We start from the raw sequence: 19,639 nt of genomic DNA on the forward strand, positions 1-19,639 counted from the left end.
GTCCATGATCCGCCGCGCCTCCGCCTGCGCGAGCGACAGCAGGTCGCCGTCGCGCACCAGGTTGGCCACGGCCAGCTCCGGCAGGCCGCTCTGCCGCGTGCCCAGGAACTCGCCGGGGCCGCGGATCTCCAGGTCCTTCTCCGCGATGACGAAGCCGTCGCTGCTGCGCTCCATCACGCCCAGCCGCTCGGTGGACTCCCAGGAGCGCGCGGCGCCCGCGACGAGGAAGCAGTAGCTGGCCGCGGCCCCACGGCCCACCCGGCCCCGGAGCTGGTGCAGCTGCGACAGGCCGAAGCGCTCCGCGGACTCCACCACCATCACGGACGCGTTGGGCACGTCCACGCCCACCTCCACCACGGTGGTGCACACGAGGAGCTGAAGGGTCTTCTCGCGGAAGGCCTCCATGACGGCGTCCTTCTCCTCCGCCTTCATGCGCCCGTGCAGCAGACCCACGCGCGCGGTAGGGAACACCTGCTGCAACTTCTCCGCGCCCTGCGTGGCGTCCTCCAGGTCCAGCTTCTCCGACTCCTCCACCAGCGGATAGACGACGTAGGCCTGGTGGCCCTTGGCCAGCTCCGCCGCCACCGCCTCGTAGACGCGCGCGCGGTACTGGTTGTTGAAGACGCGCGTCGTGATGGGCGTGCGGCCCGGGGGGAGCTGGTCGATGATGGAGACGTCCAGGTCGCCGTACAGCGTCATCGCGAGCGTGCGCGGGATGGGCGTGGCCGTCATCACCAGCACGTCCGGCATGACGCCCTTGCCCATCAGCGTCTGGCGCTGGAGCACGCCGAAGCGGTGCTGCTCGTCGATGACCACGAGCCCCAGCTTCTGGAAGGACACGCCACCCTCGAGCAGCGCGTGCGTGCCCACCGCGAGGTGCAGTTCGCCCTTCGCCACGGCCTCGCGCACCGCGCGCTTGTGCTTCGCGGTGCCCGCCGCGCTCACCAGCCCCACGCGGAAGCCCAGCGGCTCCAGGATGCGGCGGAAGGTGCGCTCGTGCTGTTCGGCCAGGATTTCCGTGGGGGCCATCACCGCCACCTGGTAGCCATCCTGCAGCGCGACCAGGGCGGCCACGAGCGCCACCGCCGTCTTGCCGCTGCCGACGTCGCCCTGCACCAGCCGGCTCATCGGCTCCGGCCGCGCCATGTCCCGGGCCAGGTCCTCCACCACGCGCGCCTGGGCGCCGGTGAGCTGGAAGGGCAGCGCGCCGCGGGCCTTCTCCAGGCGCTCCGGGGCGATGTTGAAGGCGATGCCCTCCTCCGCCTTCACGTCCTGGCGCTTGAGCGCCATGCCGAGCTGGAGGAAGAACAGCTCGTCGAACGCGAGCCGGCGGTGCGCGGGGCTCTGGTGCGCGTCCAGCGCCTCCAGGTCCGCGTCCTCCGGCGGGAAGTGGATGAAGCGCAGCGCGTCTGGCAGCCCCATCAGGTGGTAGCGGCGGCGCAGGTCCGCGGGCAGCGGTTCCTCCAGGTGGTGCGCGTGCTGTTCGCTGATGCGCGCCGCCAGCTCGCGGAACGAGCGCTGCTCGCCGCGCTCGAAGCCCGGGTAGATGGGGACGATGCGGTGGAAGTGGACGGAGGCCGTGGACTCCAGGTCCTCGGCGGGCTCCAGCTCCGGGTGGGCCATCTCCCGGCCGTTCATGGAGGCGCGCACCTCGCCGGACAGCACGAGCTGCTTGCCCACGGAGAAGCGGCTCTTGAGCCAGGGCCCCGCGTGGAAGTACGTCGCGGCGATGCTGCCGGAGCGGTCCCCCACGACGGCGCGGAACATGCGCCGGCCGCCCCGTCCCGGGACGAAGTCCGCCGTCTTCACCACGCCCACCGTCACGCCGCGCTCGCCGGGGATGAGCTCCGCGATGGTGCGCAGCCGGCGCCGGTCCTCGTAACAGCGTGGCAACAGGAACAGGATGTCGCCGGTGCGGCGCAGGCCCTTCTTGTCCAGGACCGCCACGAGGCGCGGCCCCAGGCGCTTGCCCAGCGTCTTGAGCGGCGCGGACAGCGGGCCGGAGCGCGGCGCGATGGAGAGCAGCTTCGCCTCCGAGCGCGAGGCCTCCGCGCCCACGGCCTTGGCCTTCTTCTTCCGCTTGCCCTTCTCGGCCGGAGCCGGGGCCTCGGGGCCCACCGGCAAGGCCACCTTGCGGGGGTCCGCGCCAACGCCCGTGCGGGGCCCCGGAGCGCGAACCGGCGCGGCGCCCGAGGTGCGGGACATGGCCCCAGCCGGGAGCACCGGGGCAGCAGCCCGGCCCGGGGAGCCACCGTCCATGCGTGCCACGCGAGGCATCGCCGGTGGCTGCACAGCCGAGGCAGCCTGGACGGAAGCCCCACGGGCGGCGCCCACGCCCACGGTCCCCGGGGCCACGGCGGGCCCGGAGCGGACCGCACCGCCCCCCAGCGTCGACACGGGGTCCTGGGAGCGCCAGGCCGGCACGGTGTTCCCCTGCGGCGCCGCCATCCCCTGGGGAGGCGTCATCCGCCGACGGGGCAGCGCGGGGACCAGCTCCCCTTCCAGCACGTGCCCCCGCTCCGGCGCCCTGGGGACGCGGGCCGCCACGGCGTTGATCTCCCCCGTGACGACCACCCGCTCCAGCTCTTCCGGCAGCGCCACGCCGCTGAGCTTCAGCGCGCCCAGCACCTGGCGCAGCGCCGCCTTGCGGTGCTCCGGAGGCGCGGGGGGATCCACGTGCGGAAGGGCCGCCCGCAGGTCCTCGAGCGCCCGCGCGTCCACGCCGCCGGCCGCGGCCAGGGTGCGCTCCATCAGGGTGCGCAGGTCCCGGACGGTCCCGAGCTGGGCGAAGTCGCGCTGGCAGGCGTACTTCAGCGGTCCAACGAGGCTGGCGAGCGGGTGGTTCACGCGGTTTCCAGCCTCCATCCTACGAAGCGGGCCTGACGCCACGCGGGAAACGAAACCGGGGGAGCGAGCGTGCGCCCACTCCCCCGAAAGACACCCGGACGACCGGGCATCACCCCTCGCTGTGCGGCGCGTCGTCCTGCGGCTCCTCGAACCAGACCTTCACCACCTCCAGCTCGCGCACGCCGCCGGGGCTCTGCACCGTGGCGACGTCGCCCACCTTCTTGCCGATGAGGGCGCGCGCCACCGGCGAGGTGACGGCCAGCCAGCGCTTCTTCAGGTCGGCCTCCGTCTCGCCCACCAGCCGGTAGGAGATGGACTTGTCGGTCTCCGTGTCCACCAGCTCCACGGTGGCGCCGAAGACGACCTTGTCGCCGCCCAGCTTCGCCGGGTCGATGACCTCCGCGCGGGCAATCCAGTCGTTGAGCGTGAGGATGCGCCCCTCGATGTGCGACTGCTTCTCCTTGGCGGCGTGGTACTCGGCGTTCTCCCGCAGGTCGCCGTGCGCGCGCGCGACCTCGATCTCACGCGAAATCTTTCCCCGCTCCACGGACTGGAGGTGCTTCAGCTCGTCCTTGAGCTTCCGCAGACCGTGGGGGGTCATCGGGATGTTGTCGCTCCCGCTCATCGAAACTGCTCCTTCCATCTGGAAACAACCAATGTAGGGAACGAGTGACAAGCGGGTCAACGAAAGCCGTCGCCCCATCGTCCGGTAACGGCTGTGCGCCCGACGGCCGACCCGTTAGGCTGCCCCCGTGCTGTCCGTCAGAGAAATGCGCGCGCTCGCCGCCGCCCTCCCCGTGGGTACCTTCCAGCACCAGCTGGGCCCCTTCGCCCTCGTGCAGCGCCCGCCCGCGGAGCTGTCCGCCGCCGTGCTCGCCCCCACCCGCATGGCGGATCCGGGCGACATCGAACAGGGCATGCTCTCCCTGCTCTTCGAATTCGACGACCTGCTCGTCGCCACCCTGCCCACCCTCAAGGACTCGGACGCGCTGAGGATTGGCCGGAGGATGGACTGCGAGCTGGTGCTGGACGACGGCTCCGTCTCCAAGCAGCACGCGGAGCTGCGGTGGAGCCGCGCGGAAGCCCGCTGCACCGTGCGGGACCTGGGCTCCACCAACGGCACCTTCGTCAACGCCAGCACCATCGGGCACCGTGAGGTGTCGCTCCGGGGCGGCGACATCCTCAGCTTCGGCAACGTGCAGTTCTGGTACCTGCTCACCGACGCGCTCCACGAGCGGCTGCGCGCGGGCGCGGCCTCCGGCCTGGGCTCCCACTCCGGCTGAGCAAGCCGCCCCCCGCCGTCAGGGACACGCCCCGCAGTCCGCCGCGCACGCGTTGTACGTATTGGACGTGCCACACGACTCCGTCACCTGGCACCTGCCGTCGCCGCAGACGGCCAGGTCCGCGTCGCGCACGCGCGTGGTGAGGGGCTGGAAGTAGACGTCGCCCACCTTGCATCTCAGGAAGGAGACCCCGGTCGCCGCATCCAGCGTGCACGCCGCCGCGCAGCTGCCCACGTAGACGATGGGCGCGCACGCCCGGCGCGGCGTCCCGGAGCCGTCCACCACCGCGCAGGCGCGCGAGGTGCTCTGGTTCGCGTTCAGGGGCGGGTTCTGGCTGCCCGCGTACATGCCCTGGTTCTGGAAGAGGTTGCCGAAGAAGCACGACTCCGGCCGGGAGAACTCCGCCAGCTCCTCGGGGGAGGAGGCCAGCACCTGCCCCAACGCGTCGCGGCCCTGCACGGAGAGGGGCACGCTCACGCCGAACGGGTTGGCGTGCGCCACGAGGCACGCGGAGACGACCTGCTGCTCGGCCACGGTCGCGGTCGCGCCCCCCGCCCAGCCCGGCGCCAGCCCCAGCAGGCCCGGCCAGGTGTACGTCTTGTTTGTCTGGGCATGGAGGTACGTGCGCGTCTGGCCCTCCGGCACCGCGCAGCGGACGATGTAGCGCATGACCTCGTCCGCCCGTGCCGGGTTGTCGCTGAACCACGACGCGAAGGCGGCCTGGGACAAGCCGCTCTGGGACAGCCCGTTGAATGATAAGCCATTGAACGACAGCCCATTGAAGGACAAGCCATTGGTGGACAGTTGGTTGTGGCTCAAGGCCGCCTGCTCCAGCCTGCCCTCCGGGACGGGTGGCGCGAACTCCTGGGCGCCACCACCACAACCCATCCCCAGCGTCGTCAGGACCAGCACCAGCCCCCCCGACAGCTTCCGCACCGTGGCTCCACGACGGTCCCTGTTCCCCATGCATCCCATGTTCACGCTCCCCCGCGACAGGCCCACCAGGCCATTCTTAGAAGAAAAATGCGAACACACTGTTCTCCCAGCAAGGCCGTAAATGCTCGGGGAAGGGGTGCACGGGCCCGGGGCGGACACTCCGCGCGTCGAGGGCTGAACGGGTGCGTGGCGGCACATCCACAAACACGAAGGCCGCGACCCTCCGGGGCGAGTGCACCTGCCACCCGCCCCCGGAAGCCGCGGCCTTCAAGCCTTCTCAGCCTTCGAGACTCCGCACCGAAAGCGCGGGTCCTACCGCACCTGCGACTGCGCCTGCTGGATGGTGCCGATCTTCACCTGCGACTTCTCCACCTTGAGGCGCGCCAGCTCACGGCTGAGGGCCGCGAAGTCCGCCTGGGTGATGAGGCCGGGATCGTGTCCGCCGGGAGGGCCACCCTTGGGGGGCTTGCCCTCGGGAGAGACGGCGCCGCCCTTGTCCACGTTCGACACGGGGGCCGCGCGCTCCGCGGTCTGCAGGTCCTTGAAGCGGGAGATGGAGCTGGGAGCCTCCTTCTGGCTGAGCTGCTTCACCAGGGTGAGCGTCCCGCTGCCCCGGTCGAACCGGTACAGCCGGGTGCCCCTGGCGCCCTCGTCCACCGCCACCTCCACCGTGCCGCTGCTCTTCGCCGCCTGGCTGGCGGCGGGAATCGCGCGGGGCACGGGCCTCACTGCCTGGCTCGGAATCTTCACGTCCTCGGCCTCCGCGCTCGTCGCCGTCATGGCGAACACACCGACTGCCATCATCCCCACTGCGGACTTCCAACGCTGATGCATGAATCCCCCTCTGGCTCCCATACGAGGAAAGCCGCCAATATTCGCGGGGAGCCTACTCGAACGCGACCAGGTCCTGAACCCACCTGGCGCTGCCCTGCTGGAGCCAGCGGGCCCGGGTGTCCCGGAGCGCCTCGGCGGGAGGCACGCCGCGACGCAGCGTCTCCAGCAGCGCCTGGAAGAACGCCCCTGCCTCCACGTCCGGCACCTGCGTGGACGGCGCCACCACCGCGCGCGCCCCCGCCTGGATGAGCGCGGCCGGCAGGCTCCACACGGCATGGTAGCGCCACGCGCCCACGTTCGCGTCGCACGCGGCCAGCAGCACCACGGGCGAGCCCCGGAGCGTGTGACCCTCCAGGTCACCCGCGCTCAGCGCGTAGCGGCCGGCCCCATCCGGGGACAGCGCCAGGAAGGCCGCGTCGGACAGGCCGGTGCCGGAGAGGCCGTGCGTGTGCAGCTCCACCTCCGTGGCATCCTCCATCTCCGCGAGCACCGCCTCCGGCGTCGCCGCGCGGCCCCGCAGGTGGACGTCGCCTGGCCCCGCGGCGCCCTTCCACGGCATCAGGCGCGGCAGCGCCAGGGACGCGGGCGGCTCCACGTCCGACACCACCAGCCGCTTGAAGGCGGGCGCCTGGGCGGGCGCGGCGACGCGGTGCCCGCCGGGGGCCAGGTAGCTCCAGGCCCGGTCCGGCGACAGCAGCCCGGGACGCCCCTGGAGGATGGGCTCCGCGAGCACGCGCACCGTCCCGCAGCCGGAGAGCCGCTGGAGCAGGCCCTCGGGGACCTCCGGCACCTGTTCGCGCAAGGGGCGCTTCAGGGCGTTCAGGAATACCCCGTCCCCGGCGCCGGCAGCGTCCCGGACGACGAAGAGCAGCCGCTCGTCCTGGCCAGCCAGCGCCAGCAGGCACGACGTGGGCGCGGGACGGTCCAGCTCCTCCGCGAGCAGCGCCACGGCCGCGTCCCACTCCTTCGCGCGGCCCGCGTCCATCACCAGCACGTGGTGGCTGTGGGACCAGGCCTTGCGCGCCTCGATGTCGGAGGAGCGCTTCAGCGCCGACCCGGTGATGACCCCGCGCAGGAGCCGCTGGCCCGCCTCGCGGTCGCGCTCGATGAGGATGCGCCCCTCGATGTGGTCCACGAGCAGCCGCTCCCCGACCGTCAGGGACGGGTCCTCGCGCAGCACGCGGATCCGCTCGCGCACCCGGTCCAGCTCCCGCCCGGGGACCGCGCCGCCCTCCAGCCGCAGGAGGTCGCCCGCGACGGCGAGCTCCACGAGCGTGGGCGCGGTGGGACAGGCGATGGCCGCCTCCACCTCGTGCCGGGCCGCCTTCGCATCCAGGTCCTCCACCGCGAGGAGCGCGCGCGCGTGATGGTACTCCGAGCGCCGGGCACAGTCCTCCGGCGCGTGCTGCACGTACTCGTCCAGGTACGCGCGGGCCAGGGCCGGGGCGTGGCTCAGCCGCGCGCTCGTCACCAGGTCCGACAGCAGCACCTCTTCCTGGAACCAGCTGTCGGTGCGGAACGCCTCCTCCAACGCCGAGCGCGCCAGCCCTTCGGCCTCCTTGCGCCGGTCCAGGCGGTTGTAGAGCGCGGCCAGGTGCTGCTGGAGGTCCACGCAGCGGTACTGGAAGCCCGCGCTCCGGCATGACGCGAGGCCCTCTTGCAGCGACTTCTCCGCCGTCTCCAGGTCGCCCCGGGCCAGCGCGGCCTGGGCCCGGCCCCGGGCGAGCGGCGCCTCGTACCACGCGGGCTCGCCGGACTGGCGCACCAGGGCCGTGAGCTCGTCCACGTAGCGGTCCTCCTGGTGCATGAGCAGCACCGCGCCCAGCAGCAGGTCGCGCTCGCTGGAGCGCCGCAGCTTCGCGAGGTACGCGGCCGCCTGCTCTCCCTCCAGCATCTCCTGTCCGCCCAGCACCGCGCGGTAGGTGGCCGCCAGCGGGCCGCGCCGGGCGAAGTCCGCCTCCGCCACGCGCGCCACGTAGGCGGTGGCCGTCTTGGTGCGGGTGACGTCGTCCAGCACCGTCGCCAGCGGCAGCAGCGCTCTCACGCGCTCCACGGACGGGGCCGCGCGCAGCGCGTGGTAGAGGTACAGCCGCGCCAGGTCCGGGTTGCGCCGCGCGAGGGTGGACGGGTACGGCGTGCCCTCCAGCGCCAGCGCCATGCCGGCCGCGTTCATCGCCTGCCACGAGTCGCGCCGCCCCAGCGCGCCCCGGCGCAGGCCGTCCGCGCGCGACGCCGCCTCGGTGCTCCAGCCCGGCTCCTTCGCGTCCACCACCCGCTGGAACTCCGCCGCGGCGGCCAGCTCCAGCGACAGGGCCTGGAGCGCGAGCCCCCGGTTCCAGTGCAGGCGCGGGTCGTCCGGCGCCGCCTCCAGCCCGGCCTCCAGCCGCCGCAGCGCGCGCTCCGGCTGGCCCAGCCCCAGCGCCGCCAGCGCCAGGTCGCCGAGGACGGCGGGCGACGGGGGCAGCTTCTCCAGGAGGTGCTCCGCGCGCTCGAAGTCACCGGACACGAGGTAGGCGGTCGCCACGCCGTGCACGTCCCCGCGCGCCTCCAGCTCCGCCAGCGCCCGCAGGTCCAGCTCCGTCCGCCCGGCCGCGCCGCTGCGCATCGTGCCCAAAGCGCGGTGGCCCTGCAGGCCGGGGTGGCTCAGGCGGCCTTCCAACGAGCGCGCGGACGCGAGGGCGAAGGGCAGCTCGCGTCCCGCGTCGGACGCGCGCCACGGACGCACCACCGCCAGCACGGCGAGCACCACGGAGGCGGCCATGGCGGAGAAGCCCACCACGCGCCGGCGGTCCCAGGTCGGACGAAAGCGCGGCCTCGTCTCGGAGCGGGCCTCGGGCCGCGACTCCGGGCGCTCCACGGGCCGGGCCTCCGCGGCGGCCTGCACCGCGAGGCTCGCCTGCACCTGATCCTCCAGCCCCGCCTGGCACTCCGCGCAGTCTGCCAGATGGAGGCTGAAGGCCTGGGCCTCCTCCGGGGTCAGCTCTCCGTCCACGAAGGCGGCGAGCTGTTCGCAGCAGGCAGGGGTCACGACGAGACTCCGGCGCTGCCCTGGCGAGTGAGGAGGAGCTCCTTGAGCTTCTTGCGCGCCCGGAACAGGCGGGTGCCCACCGTCATGGACGGGATGCCGAGCCGTCGGCCGATCTCCGCGTAGCTCTGTCGCTCCATGTCCTTCATGCGGACCACCTCGCGCAGCTCCGGGGGAAGCTGTTCCACCGCGCTCCACACGTCTTCAATCGTGTAGTGCGCCCAGACTTCCGGCGGAGCTTCTGGCTCCGACAGGGTGTCCCCCATCGCGTCGGTGAACTCCTCGTGAGGGTGGCGCCGGTCATGCCGGTACCAGTCGAGGAAGCGCCGCACGAGGATGGACGCCAGCCACGCCATGGGAGGCGCGGACCGGTCATACGTATGAAACGCGCGGAAGGCCCGCTCGTAGGTCTCCTGCAACAGGTCCTTCGCGTCCGAGGGGCTGCGCCCCCGGCACAGGATGCGGGCCCGCTCTTCCAACGCGGGTGCGCACCGGGCGACGATCGCCTGGAACGCCCTGGCATCCTCGACGGAGGTCGGGGTCGCCTCCTTCACGGATGCGGAGGACTCCCCGGGCCGGGGGGCGGCGCGGGGCGATCGCGGGCGGAACACCACAGCCCCGTTCCTAGCAGGAGCCGCCCCGGCCGCGAAGTCCAACGACACCCGCCCCTGTGGATCCCACCGTCCGGGTGGGCTGCCCCATGGGGTTGCCCGGAGGGCTAGCAGGGGCCGTTGCCCAGGCTCACGCCCGTGCGCACGCGCATGGGGAAGACACCGAGCGCCGCCCCGATGCCGGTGACCCGCATCTTCGTATAGCCCGACGCGCCGTTGCCGATGCCGAAGCGCAACTGGCAGTAGGCCGGGAAGGAGATGGGGCCCGGGGTCGCCGGGTGCCAGATGCCGGCGGTGCTGACGTTGCCCAGGCTGTACCAGTACCCGTTGAGGTAGCCGAACGCGGCGCCCGCGATCAGCGCGGCCTTGCAGGCGCTCTCGGTGACGTTGGCCGACGACGGGATGGCCTCCACGAAGGGCTGGGCGAACTTGCCGTTCAGGTTCGTGAGCTCGGTCACGAAGCGGTGGGGGCACGACGTCTGATCGTAGGTGCCGTCATTGGACGTCCCGGAGAAGTCAGCATACGAGCAGCGGGGAAAGACGACCCCGACCGACGCGCCATCCGGCTGCGCCAGCACCACGCTGGAACCGACACAGGACTCGTCCACGCCCTGCTCCTGGCTGGCGAGGGACTCGTCCACGACCGCGGCTGTCTGGGGCTCCTCCTCCAGCGGGCCTCCACAGGCGGTGGCGAGCGAGGCGGCGAACAGGAGCGCGGCGGACGAGGTGAGACGCATGGGACGACTCCGGAAGGGGGCGGGGAAGAACAGGACTGCGTGGGCCCCTGCCCTGTTACGTCCGGTGTCGCGCTTATTCCCCCGCCCCATTTCCACGGCCTTTTTGCGCCGTGCTAAGGCACCGCCGCGTGGACATCGACAAGCCCTATCTGCTGTTCCTGGGAGACGTGAAGGACCAGCTCGCGGCCAAGACGGCCCACGGCATCGTGGACTGGCGGCCCGAGTGGTGCGTGGGTCAGCTCCGCCTGCCCGGGTGTGTGGCGGACTGTGGCCTGCCCGACATGGACCTGGCCCAGGCGAAGGCCCGGGGCGCGCGCACCCTCGTGGTGGGCGTGGTGAACCCGGGCGGCGTGCTCGCGGACGCGTGGATCGCCACGCTGGTGCAGGCGCTGGAGGCCGGGCTGGACGTGGCCACCGGGCTGCACAAGCGCCTGGGCTCGTTCCCCGCCGTGGCCGCCGCGGCGGCGCGACACGGACGCAAGCTGCACGACGTGCGGTTTCCGGACCGGGACTTCGCCACCGGCCAGGGCCTGAAGCGTCCCGGCCTGCGCGTGCTGACCGTGGGCACCGACTGCGCGGTGGGCAAGAAGTACACGGCGCTGGCCTTGGAGAAGGAGCTGCGGCAGCGCGGGTGGAAGGCCGACTTCCGGGCCACCGGCCAGACAGGCATCCTCATCTCCGGGCGGGGCGTGGCGCTGGATGCCGTCGTGTCCGACTTTGTCGCGGGCGCGGCGGAGTGGCTCACCCCCGCCAACGACGCGGACCACTGGGACGTGGTGGAGGGCCAGGGCTCGCTGTTCCACCCCTCGTTCGCGGGCGTCACGCTGGGCCTGCTGCACGGCGCGCAGCCGGACGCCTTCATCGTCTGCCACGAGCCCACGCGGACGCGCATGCGCGGCGTGCAGCACCCGCTGCCGTCAATCCAGGACGTCATCGACCGCACGGTGCTGGAGGGCCGGCTGACGAACCCCGCCATCCAGTGCACGGGCATCGCCATCAACACCGAACACCTGGGCGAAGCGGAGGCCCTGGCGCTGCTGGAGGCCACCGGCCGCGCGCACGGCCTGCCCTGCGTGGACCCCCTGCGCACGGGGGCGGGCCCCCTGGCCGACGCACTGGCGAGCCGCTTCCCGCGCGGGTGACCGAGCGAAACCCGTCCTCCCGGGGCGGGTCGCGAATATGATTGGAGGCACCATGGGACGCATTTTCGAGACACGCAAGGCGACGATGTTCGCCCGCTGGAACAAGATGGCGAAGATCTTCACGCGCATCACGAAGGACATCGTGATCGCGGTGAAGGCCGGCGGGCCTGACCCGACCTCCAACTCCGCGCTGCGCCGGGCCATCCAGAATGCCCGCGCGGCGAACATGCCGAAGAACAACGTGGAGAGCGCGATCAAACGCGCCAGCGGCCAGGACCAAGCCGACTACCAGATCGTCCTCTACGAGGGCTACGCGCCCCACGGCGTCGGCGTGCTGGTGGAGACGGCGACGGACAACATCGTGCGCACCGTGGCCAACGTCCGCTTCCCGTTCACCAAGCTGGGCGGAAGCATGGCCACCTCGGGCGGCGTGTCCCGCATGTTCCAGCGCACGGGCGCCATCCGCCTGGACCCCGAAGGGTTGGATCTGGAGACGCTGGAGCTGGAGCTCATCGACCACGGCCTGCAGGAGATGGGTGAAACGACCGGCGAGAAGGGGGAGAAGCAGCTCCTCCTGCGCTGCGAGTTCGCGGACTTCGGCAAGCTCCAGGCGGCCATCGAAGCCAAGGGCATCACGCCCCTGTCCGCGGAGTCCGAGTACATCCCCCTGCCCGGCACCCTCAAGGAGCTGCCCGAGGAGCAGGCCCAGGAAGTCCTCAAGCTCGTGGACATGCTGGAGCAGGACGACGACGTGCAGCACGTGTTCCACAACCTCGCCTGACGTCCGCCTGACCTCCGGACGAAGCACCGGCCCCCATGTGCCTGAAGGGGGCCGGCGCCACGCCTCGCGGCGTCAGAGCTGCTGAAGCTCCGCCGCGCTGAGCACCCGGTCGTGGATGCGCCGAGGCACGAGGGGAGTCCATGGTGGAGTCGAAGTCGGACGAAGGCGAAGGGCAGGACCTGCGGGACACGGTGAAGCGGCTGGAGGCCACGGTCACGGCCCTGGAGGCGCGCCTCGCGCGGTTGGAGGGCACGGGCGAGGCACGTCCCACGCTCGCACCACCGCCCCCCACCGTCGCGCCCCCGGCGGCGACGCCCGAGCGAAGAGATCTGGAGGCGCACCTCGGCACCTACTGGTTGAGCCGCCTGGGCATCGTGGCGCTCATCATCGGCATCGCGTACCTCATCACCTACCGCTTCGGGGAGCTGGGCGTGCTGGCGCGCGTGGGCGCGGGCTACCTGCTCAGCGCGGGGCTGGGCGCGTTCGGGCTGTGGCTGGCGCGGCGGCACGAGCTGTTCGGCCGCATCGTCTTCGGCGGTGGGCTGGCGCTCGCGTACTTCGTCACCTACGCGCTGCACTTCATCCCGGCGGTGCGGGTCATCGACAGCCAGGTGCTGTCGCTGGTGCTGCTCGCGGGGTTCGTGGTGGCCATCGTCACCATCGCGCACCGGATGCAGTCGGAGACGGTGGCGGGCATCGCGCTGTTCCTGGGTCTGCACACCGGGATGCTCAGCGACATCACCGCGTTCACGTTGCTGTCCACCACGCTGCTGGCGGCCGGGGCGCTGTTCTTCCTCGTGCGCAACCGCTGGGTCATCGTCCCCCTGTCCAGCCTCGTGGCCGTCTACAGCACGCACGTCGTCTGGGCCGTGCGCACCGGCCACATGGCTCCCGGCGCGGCAGAGGATGATCGGCTGTTCCTGAGCCTGGGCTTCCTCGCGCTCTACTTCCTGCTGTTCTCCGTGGCGCTGCTCGCCCGTCCGCGCGACCTGCCGCTGCGCGCGAGCCTCGCGTTCACGCTGCTCAACTGGGCGGGCCTCGTGTCGCTGGGCGCATACGAGGTCTCCCAGGAGCAGGACTCGCACCTCTTCTCCTTCCTGCTCATCGTCGCCGCGGCGCAGGGCGTGGCGGCGGCGGTGGCTCGGCTCCAGCGCGCACCGGTGGCGCTGACGCACGCGTACCTCGCGCTGGGGGCGGTGACGCTCGCGCTGGCGATGCCCGCCCGCTACGAAGACGTCGCGCTGGTGGCGGCCTGGACGGTGACGGGGCTCGTCGCGGGACTGGCCGCGCGCGGGGTCGGTTCGCCGGTGCTGCGCGGCGTGGGCGTGCTCATCCTCTTCGTGGCGCTGGCGGCATGTGAGTGGGGAACGCCAGGCCGGCTGACGCTGCTCGCGGGGCTGGTGGTCGCGTTCGTGCTGGTGGAGCGCGGCGGGACGGTGCGCGTCCCAGGCCTGCCCGAACCCGAGGCGCGCACGCTGTTCACGGCGGTGTGCGCGGTGGGCGCGGGCCTGTCCCTGGTGGCGCTGGTAGGCGCGCGGATGCCGGCGGGGCTCGTCACCCTGGGCTGGGTCATCGCCGCGTTCCTCCTCTTCGGCCTGGGCTTCGCGGTGCGCGAGCGGTGGTACCGGCTGGCCGCGCTGGCGGTGATGGGGCTGGCGCTGGTGCGGCTGGTGCTGGTGGACGTGGCACGTCTACCTCCGGATCAGCGGGTTCTCACCTTCATCCTCCTCGGGGTGATGCTCCTGGTGGTCTCATTCACATATACGCGGCTGCGCGATCGGCGCGGTTGACGGACGGACCCGGGCCGCGCCGCGGGCTTGACGGCGCACCGCGGGATGCGGGATTCCAGGCGCGAAACCGCTCCCCCTGGAGGCCCCGATGGCGTCACCCACCGACACGCAGGACCCGTTCGAGCGCATCTTCCTGGTCTGCGAACAGGTGCCCTCCGGACAGGTGGCCACCTATGGGGACATCGCCGCCATCGTGGGCCAGGGCTGCGATGCGCGCACCGTGGGCCACGCCATGGCCGCGCTGGGCTCGCGCGCGGCGAGCGTGCCCTGGCAGCGCATCATCAACCGCACGGGCGGCATCAGCACCTCCGGGCTCCGCCAGCGGGAGCTGCTGGAGTCCGAAGGGGTGGCCTTCGACGACAAGGGCCACGTGCGCATGGACGCGCACCACTGGGCGGGCCCGAGCGAGGCCTGGGCCCGCGCCCACGGCTTCACCGTGCTGCCGCCCCGGGACGCGCCGGCACCGGCCGCCCAGCTCAAGCTCTTCTGACCTTCGTGCGACGCGGCGTCAGGCGCTGAGCCGGGTCGGCGGGAAGTAGTCGCCCACGCGCGTGCGCTCCCACCACGCGCCCGTGTCGCGCCGCTCCCGCCAGGTCGTGAAGCGGTAGCGGTACAGGACGGCGCGAAGCGTGCGCGGCGGGTGCACCGGGAAGGGGTTGTGTCGCAGCAGGCGGAGCGTCGCCGCGTCGCCCCGCAGCAGCTTCTCCATGAACGGCGGGAACCACCGGGGCGGGTACGACGGTGAGAGCGCGGCGAACCACATGAGCCAGTCGAGCCGCAGGTGGTACGGCGCCCACTGCGACGGGCGCTGCTTCGGGTCGGTCGGCTTGCCTCGGAACTCGTACTCCCGCCACTCGGTGGCCGGCGTGAGGCGCTCGTCGTTCGTGCCCTCGATGACGACCTCGTAGCGCTTGCGAGTGACGCTGCCGAAGGCTCCGTACGTGTTGACGAGGCGGAGCGGCTCGAAGCTGGCGTTCATGAGCTGCTCGCGTGCGAAGAGGTTGCGCGCGGGCTGGTAGGAGAGCGCGACGAGGAGCACGGTGATCGCGAGGACGAGCCCGTCGTGCCAGGGGACGACGCTCATGCTGGCGCGACCCAGGGGCAGGACGTGCCCAAGCACGGCACCGTCGAGGGCCGAGGCCGCGAGGAGGAGGGTGACGAAGTTGAGCCAGGAGTAGTTGCCGCTCAGGAGGAGCCACGCCTGCGTGAGCGCGATGAAGAGCCCCGCGAAGGTGGCGATGGGCTGCGGGAAGAACAGCAGGAACGGTGCGACGAGCTGGGCGAAGTGGCTCCCGAGCACCTCGAGCCGGTGCAGCGGCCCGGGCAGGTGGTGGAAGTACCAGGAGAGGGGGTTGGGCATCGGCTGCGTCTCGTGGTGGTAGTCGAGACAGGTGAGCTTCTTCCAGCACGGGTCGCCGCGCATTTTGATCAGCCCGGCCCCGAACTCGACGCGGAACAGCAGCCACCGGAAGAGCCAGAGGACCGGAGCCGGCACCGCGCTCCAGGCCGGGCCCAGGAACGCGGCGAGGAACCCGGCCTCGAGGAGGAGCGACTCCCAGCCGAAGGAATAGAAGGTCTGCCCGACGTTGACGATGGAGAGATAGAGCGCCCACAGTACGAGCCAGGTGGCGATCGTGAGAGGGATGGGCCACGCGTCGGGGAGGCCCAGGACGACGGTGAGCGACAGGAGGATGCCGACGAGCGCGACCGCCACCAGCAGGCGGTCGGAGTAGCGCAGATGGAACACGCTCGGCGTGTCGCGGAAGCGCACCCGGGCAAGGAAGCGGGGGACCGGGAGCAGACCGTGCTCGCCGAGCAGCGGCCGGAACTGCAACAGCGCGACGAGGAAGGCGAGGAGGTAGCAGCCCCCCAGGCCGCGCTGGAGCACGAGCCGCGCAAGCCAGAGGTCCGGTGCGTGGAGCCATTCAGGCATGCCTCAACGCTATGTCCGGGCCCGGGTTCCTTCAGGGGCCGGCGGCGAGCCGGAAGCGCTCGGCGCCCCGCCTGCTTTTCAGCGGGGAATAAAGGCGTCACCGTGGTGCTTCGCCTCCTGCTTGGACCTCCGAATGTCGCTCTCCCAGCTACGCCGGAGCCTCGTGCTCCTCCTCTGTCTGCTGGCCCCCGCCGGGTTCGCCCAGGACGCGAAGGTCCGCAAGGCGAAGGCGAAGGGGCCGCGCTTCGTGCGCATCCACAGCGGGCACCGGCTCCACCGTGACGCGGCCGCCGCCTTCGAGCGCATGGCGACGGCGGCCCGCGAGTCGGGGCAATCGCTACTCGTGACGAGCGCCTGGCGTTCGTACCGGCAGCAGCGCTCCCTGTGGCGCCTGTACCGCAAGGGCCTGGGGGCGCAGGCCGCGCGACCGGGGCGCTCCAACCACCAGCGTGGGCTGGCGGTGGATCTGGTCGTGGGCAGCCACCTGGAGTCGCCCACCTACGAATGGCTCGCGGGGAACGCCTGTCGCTTCGGCTTCCGCCGCACCGTGGCGTCGGAGCCGTGGCACTGGGAGTACCGGCCGCGCAGCACGTCCGCCCCCGGGGATGGCCAGGACTGCCTGGGCCAGCCGCTGCTCGTGAAGCCGGAGCCCGCGCCAGCCCTGGTCCGCACCGACGCCAGCTAGCGCGCGAGGAAGGCGCGCATCTCGGCCACGACCTCCGCGTGGCGCGTGAGCCAGAGGTAGTGGCCGGCGCCCTGGAGCGTCACGAGCTTCCAGTTCGGCAGGCCCTTGAGCAGGGCGGTCTTGGCGGCCTCGTGCTCGCGGATCTCCGGCAGGAAGAGCCGGGCCCGCTCGCGCATCTGCGCGGACACGCCCTCGCTCGTGGACAGGGCGGCAACCCAATCGGTGAAGGCCTGCTCGTCGGAGATGGCCAGCACGGGGCCTCGCAGCTTCGCGAAGTCCGGCAGGGCCACGCCGCGCACCGACAGCTCCACGGCATCGGGGTGCCGGTGGTGGCGCAGCCAGGCGCCAGTCGTTGCGTCGAACTCATACGCCTGCTCGATTTCATGGGGCGGGAAGCGGCCGCCCAGGTCGCGCTCGATGATGGCGGCCACGGCCTCGCGTGAGGGCTGGCCGTCGAGCATGGAGAACGGCAGGGGTGGCAGGGGACCATCCTTCAGGAACACCGCGATCTCCCCCCGGTCGTCCGTCGCGTCCAGGAAGATCAGCGCCTCCACGCGCTCCGGGTGATGGGCGCCCAGCCAGGTCATCTCATCGCCCGCGAGGGAGTGGCCCGCGAGCGTCGCCTTCGCGAGCCCCAGCCCGTCGAGCGCGACCAGCACGTCATGCCCCAGCGTCGCGCTGTCGTAGCCGGAGGCCGGCCAGCTCGACGCACCATAGCCACGGCGGGTGAACGCATACACGTGGTGGGTGCCGAGGAACTCGGGCGCCAGCACGTCGAAGATATGGGCGGTGCTGCCCATGCCCGGCAGGAACACGAGCGCCGGCCCCGTACCGCCGTAGTCGAGCACCTCCAGTTCCACGTCCTGGGCCACCTGGACCCGCCGCACCTGGTGCAGGGGATCCACGTCGCCCCCCGGAGGCACGGAGGGGGTGGTGGCACAGGCGGAGAGCAGCAACACCGCGGAGCTGAACCAGGACATTCGCATGGCCCAGGACCTTCGCACGGTTCGCGCTGTCCCCGGCGCGAAACCAGACACAAGCTCGCAATCCGTGTATAGTCAGATTTATTTCAAACTTTCAATCCACACTGGATTGCCCTCCTGGAGACAGACGATGCGCTCGAATTGGATGACGTGGTCCCCTGCCCTGCTGCTGACCGCGGGCCTGATGCTGTCCGCCTGTGGTGGGAGCGCGGTGGAGGCTCCAGCGCAGGACGTGTCTGGGATTGGAACCGTGGAGGGGGAGGCGAACTCGCCCATCTATGACCGGGCGCGGGCCTATGCGGCCGCCCATCCCACGCGGGACGGCGGCACGTGGAACCAGTGGTGCGGCTCGCTGATGTTCCGCTTCGGGGAGCTTCCGGCGTCCTCGGCGCGGCCCACGGCCATCGAGGCCTACCGGGCGTCGAAGATCGTCTCGACGAACGCGTCGACGGCGCTGATCGGGGCCTTCCACTGGTGGGACATCGGGTCGGCGGGCCACGTGGGCGCGGACCTGAACGGCGGTGGCGGGACGGTCTTCATGGCGACGTACAACCTGTCGCAGTCCTGGGGGGATGCGATTGGCATCAACAGCGTGGCGGGCTACTCGGCGAAGACGGGCGCGCGCTACCTGGGCTGGTCCATGGACTACGCGGGCGGACGCATCGCGGGCGGCGGCGGCTCACCGGGCGGACTGCCGCAGACGACCACGGAGTTCGACGGCATCCCGGGTGAGATCTATTACAAGCGCATCCAGACGGTGGGCCAGCGCGACTTCGGCTACACGGGGCCCATCGACGGGGTGACGGGGCCGGCCACGGAGAAGGTCCGGGTGCGCATCACCGCGCGCGAGCTGAACAGCCGGGGCACCCCCCGGACCTCCGCGCAGGAGGACGGCATCCCGGGCTCCATCTACTGGACCCGCGTGCAGACGGTGGGCCGCGGCTTCGGCTACACGGGCCCCATCGACGGCATCCCCGGCCCGGCGACCTACAAGGCCGAGCACCGGATCTGCGGCTACGCGGTGAACCGGGCGTTCTGACGTCGTCTCCTCCGTCGCCATTCGCGACGCTGTCGGTTAGCGTGCGGGCCTTCAACACGGAAGCGGGGGCCCATGCGCGTCGTACCGTCCGTCCTGGAGTCCGTCACGGTTCATGCCGAAGGAGCGCTGTGCACGCGCGCCTTCGTGCTGTCCCCGGAGCAGGGACACCTGCCCGACAAGGTCCGCATCGATGGCCTGCCGCTCGCCCTGCGCACGGGCTCCCTGCGGGCGCGGGTGGTGGAGGGGCCCTCCGGGCTGCTCGTCCGCGACCTGCGGCCCGCCTTCGACGTGAAGCTGCCGGCGGAGTCGGACCTGCCCTCGGAGCAGCACGCGCTCGAAGCGGCGGAGGCCGCGCTGTCGGACGTGCATGGCCGGCTGGAGCGCGTGCGCATGGATCTGGAGACGCTCCAGCGCCTGACGCCCACCTTCCCGCCGACGCGCAAGGGTCAGCCCCCGCGCGAGGCGCCCCTGTCCGCGATGTTGTCCCTGGCGGGCTTCGTGGACGGCGAGCTGGCGGCGCTGCATGCCCAGCGGCTGGAGTTGGAGCGGCAGCAGCGCGACGCCACGGGTGAGGTGGAGTTGCGGCGCAGGCGCATCCAGGAGCTGTCCTCGGCGCTCTCCGGCGACCGGGCCCGGCTGTTCCGCGCGGCGCTGCTGACGCTGTCCGGTCCCCTCCCCGCGACCGGGGCCGCGCGCCTCGTGCTGGAGTACGCCGTGTCCGGCGCGCGCTGGGTGCCCACCTATGACCTGCGCCTGCCCCGCACGCTGGAGGAAGGCACGCTGCGCATGCGCGCGGCCGTGCTCCAGCGCACCGGCGAGGACTGGACGGGGGTGCGGCTCTCCGTCTCCACCGCGGACCTGGAGCGGCGCGCGGAGGTGCCGGAGCTGAAGTCGCTGCGCATCGGCCGCAGTCAGCCCCCGCCGCCGCGCTCGGGGTGGCGCGAGGCCGCACCGGGCCTGGACGAGCTGTTCGCGGGCTACGACGCCATGCGCGCCCCGGAGCCCCCTTCCCC

Annotated in this window: 17 protein-coding genes; 8 read left to right on the forward strand and 9 right to left on the reverse strand. The window is 72.1% G+C overall.

Translation table 11 applies throughout. The annotated features are described in order from the left end of the window. Positions 1–2,847: ATP-dependent DNA helicase RecG (recG, locus tag D7V93_RS14140; RefSeq protein ID WP_120643919.1), on the reverse strand; the 2,847-nt coding region annotated here is incomplete at its 3' end. A gap of 109 nt (positions 2,848–2,956) precedes the next feature. Further along, positions 2,957–3,472: a transcription elongation factor GreA gene (gene greA, locus D7V93_RS14145; RefSeq protein ID WP_120643920.1), complete on the reverse strand. Its 516-nt coding sequence runs from the start codon at positions 3,470–3,472 to the stop codon at positions 2,957–2,959. A gap of 127 nt (positions 3,473–3,599) precedes the next feature. On the opposite strand from greA, the gene D7V93_RS14150 reads away from it, so the two are divergent. Beyond that, positions 3,600–4,130 carry an FHA domain-containing protein gene (locus D7V93_RS14150; protein WP_120612407.1) on the forward strand — a complete coding sequence of 177 codons (531 nt, stop codon included), beginning with the start codon at positions 3,600–3,602 and terminating at the stop codon, positions 4,128–4,130. An 18-nt stretch (positions 4,131–4,148) separates the two neighbouring features. On the opposite strand, the gene D7V93_RS14155 is transcribed toward D7V93_RS14150, so the two are convergent. The 5 genes from D7V93_RS14155 to D7V93_RS14175 form a co-directional block, all read right to left on the reverse strand. Beyond that, entirely contained in the window at positions 4,149–5,066 is a 918-nt protein-coding gene (locus D7V93_RS14155) for a hypothetical protein (protein ID WP_244237304.1), read from the reverse strand. A gap of 312 nt (positions 5,067–5,378) precedes the next feature. Then, a complete protein-coding gene (locus D7V93_RS14160; protein WP_147451176.1) occupies positions 5,379–5,870 on the reverse strand; it encodes a hypothetical protein in 492 nt (163 codons plus the stop codon). Positions 5,871–5,952: 82 nt separating this feature from the next. Next, positions 5,953–8,928, reverse strand: a complete 2,976-nt coding sequence (locus D7V93_RS14165) for a CHAT domain-containing protein (RefSeq protein ID WP_120643922.1) — start codon at positions 8,926–8,928, stop codon at positions 5,953–5,955. Next, positions 8,925–9,479, reverse strand: a complete 555-nt coding sequence (locus D7V93_RS14170) for an RNA polymerase sigma factor (protein ID WP_244237305.1) — start codon at positions 9,477–9,479, stop codon at positions 8,925–8,927. The genes D7V93_RS14165 and D7V93_RS14170 overlap by 4 nt, the downstream gene beginning before the upstream one ends. 164 nt (positions 9,480–9,643) lie before the next feature. Further along, positions 9,644–10,273 carry a hypothetical protein gene (locus tag D7V93_RS14175; protein ID WP_120643924.1) on the reverse strand — a complete coding sequence of 210 codons (630 nt, stop codon included), beginning with the start codon at positions 10,271–10,273 and terminating at the stop codon, positions 9,644–9,646. Between the two features lie 128 nt (positions 10,274–10,401). On the opposite strand from D7V93_RS14175, the gene dgcN reads away from it, so the two are divergent. From dgcN to D7V93_RS14195, 4 genes are all read left to right on the forward strand, one after another. Then, positions 10,402–11,415, forward strand: a complete 1,014-nt coding sequence (gene dgcN / locus D7V93_RS14180; RefSeq protein ID WP_120643925.1) for an N-acetyltransferase DgcN — start codon at positions 10,402–10,404, stop codon at positions 11,413–11,415. A 52-nt stretch (positions 11,416–11,467) separates the two neighbouring features. Further along, positions 11,468–12,196: a YebC/PmpR family DNA-binding transcriptional regulator gene (locus D7V93_RS14185; RefSeq protein WP_120613953.1), complete on the forward strand. Its 729-nt coding sequence runs from the start codon at positions 11,468–11,470 to the stop codon at positions 12,194–12,196. A gap of 140 nt (positions 12,197–12,336) precedes the next feature. Continuing rightward, positions 12,337–13,986 carry a DUF2339 domain-containing protein gene (locus tag D7V93_RS14190; RefSeq protein ID WP_120643926.1) on the forward strand — a complete coding sequence of 550 codons (1,650 nt, stop codon included), beginning with the start codon at positions 12,337–12,339 and terminating at the stop codon, positions 13,984–13,986. A gap of 88 nt (positions 13,987–14,074) precedes the next feature. Beyond that, positions 14,075–14,476, forward strand: a complete 402-nt coding sequence (locus tag D7V93_RS14195; protein ID WP_120643927.1) for an MGMT family protein — start codon at positions 14,075–14,077, stop codon at positions 14,474–14,476. Positions 14,477–14,494: 18 nt separating this feature from the next. On the opposite strand, the gene D7V93_RS14200 is transcribed toward D7V93_RS14195, so the two are convergent. Continuing rightward, positions 14,495–15,919 carry a lipase maturation factor family protein gene (locus D7V93_RS14200; RefSeq protein WP_120643928.1) on the reverse strand — a complete coding sequence of 475 codons (1,425 nt, stop codon included), beginning with the start codon at positions 15,917–15,919 and terminating at the stop codon, positions 14,495–14,497. Between the two features lie 133 nt (positions 15,920–16,052). On the opposite strand from D7V93_RS14200, the gene D7V93_RS14205 reads away from it, so the two are divergent. Further along, a complete protein-coding gene (locus D7V93_RS14205; protein ID WP_120643929.1) occupies positions 16,053–16,604 on the forward strand; it encodes a M15 family metallopeptidase in 552 nt (183 codons plus the stop codon). On the opposite strand, the gene D7V93_RS14210 is transcribed toward D7V93_RS14205, so the two are convergent. After that, entirely contained in the window at positions 16,601–17,590 is a 990-nt protein-coding gene (locus tag D7V93_RS14210) for an alpha/beta fold hydrolase (protein WP_120643930.1), read from the reverse strand. The two genes, D7V93_RS14205 and D7V93_RS14210, sit on opposite strands and share 4 nt — an antisense overlap. A gap of 127 nt (positions 17,591–17,717) precedes the next feature. On the opposite strand from D7V93_RS14210, the gene D7V93_RS14215 reads away from it, so the two are divergent. Next, complete coding sequence (locus D7V93_RS14215; RefSeq protein ID WP_120643931.1) at positions 17,718–18,626, forward strand: hypothetical protein; 909 nt, start codon at positions 17,718–17,720, stop codon at positions 18,624–18,626. 72 nt (positions 18,627–18,698) lie between these two features. Next, positions 18,699–19,639: DUF4139 domain-containing protein (locus tag D7V93_RS14220; protein ID WP_120643932.1), on the forward strand; the 941-nt coding region annotated here is incomplete at its 3' end.

Source organism: Corallococcus llansteffanensis, from assembly GCF_003612055.1.
Taxonomy (GTDB): domain Bacteria; phylum Myxococcota; class Myxococcia; order Myxococcales; family Myxococcaceae; genus Corallococcus; species Corallococcus llansteffanensis.

What these genes read in the sequence shown, in the direction of transcription:
- D7V93_RS14200 (WP_120643928.1), bottom strand. Translation starts at nt 15,919, where the DNA reads ATGCCTGAATGGCTCCACGCACCGGACCTCTGGCTTGCGCGGCTCGTG.
- D7V93_RS14195 (WP_120643927.1), top strand. Translation starts at nt 14,075, where the DNA reads ATGGCGTCACCCACCGACACGCAGGACCCGTTCGAGCGCATCTTCCTG.
- D7V93_RS14210 (WP_120643930.1), bottom strand. Translation starts at nt 17,590, where the DNA reads ATGCGAATGTCCTGGTTCAGCTCCGCGGTGTTGCTGCTCTCCGCCTGT.
- D7V93_RS14190 (WP_120643926.1), top strand. Translation starts at nt 12,337, where the DNA reads ATGGTGGAGTCGAAGTCGGACGAAGGCGAAGGGCAGGACCTGCGGGAC.
- greA (WP_120643920.1), bottom strand. Translation starts at nt 3,472, where the DNA reads ATGAGCGGGAGCGACAACATCCCGATGACCCCCCACGGTCTGCGGAAG.
- D7V93_RS14185 (WP_120613953.1), top strand. Translation starts at nt 11,468, where the DNA reads ATGGGACGCATTTTCGAGACACGCAAGGCGACGATGTTCGCCCGCTGG.
- D7V93_RS14205 (WP_120643929.1), top strand. Translation starts at nt 16,053, where the DNA reads ATGTCGCTCTCCCAGCTACGCCGGAGCCTCGTGCTCCTCCTCTGTCTG.
- D7V93_RS14160 (WP_147451176.1), bottom strand. Translation starts at nt 5,870, where the DNA reads ATGATGGCAGTCGGTGTGTTCGCCATGACGGCGACGAGCGCGGAGGCC.
- D7V93_RS14215 (WP_120643931.1), top strand. Translation starts at nt 17,718, where the DNA reads ATGCGCTCGAATTGGATGACGTGGTCCCCTGCCCTGCTGCTGACCGCG.
- D7V93_RS14175 (WP_120643924.1), bottom strand. Translation starts at nt 10,273, where the DNA reads ATGCGTCTCACCTCGTCCGCCGCGCTCCTGTTCGCCGCCTCGCTCGCC.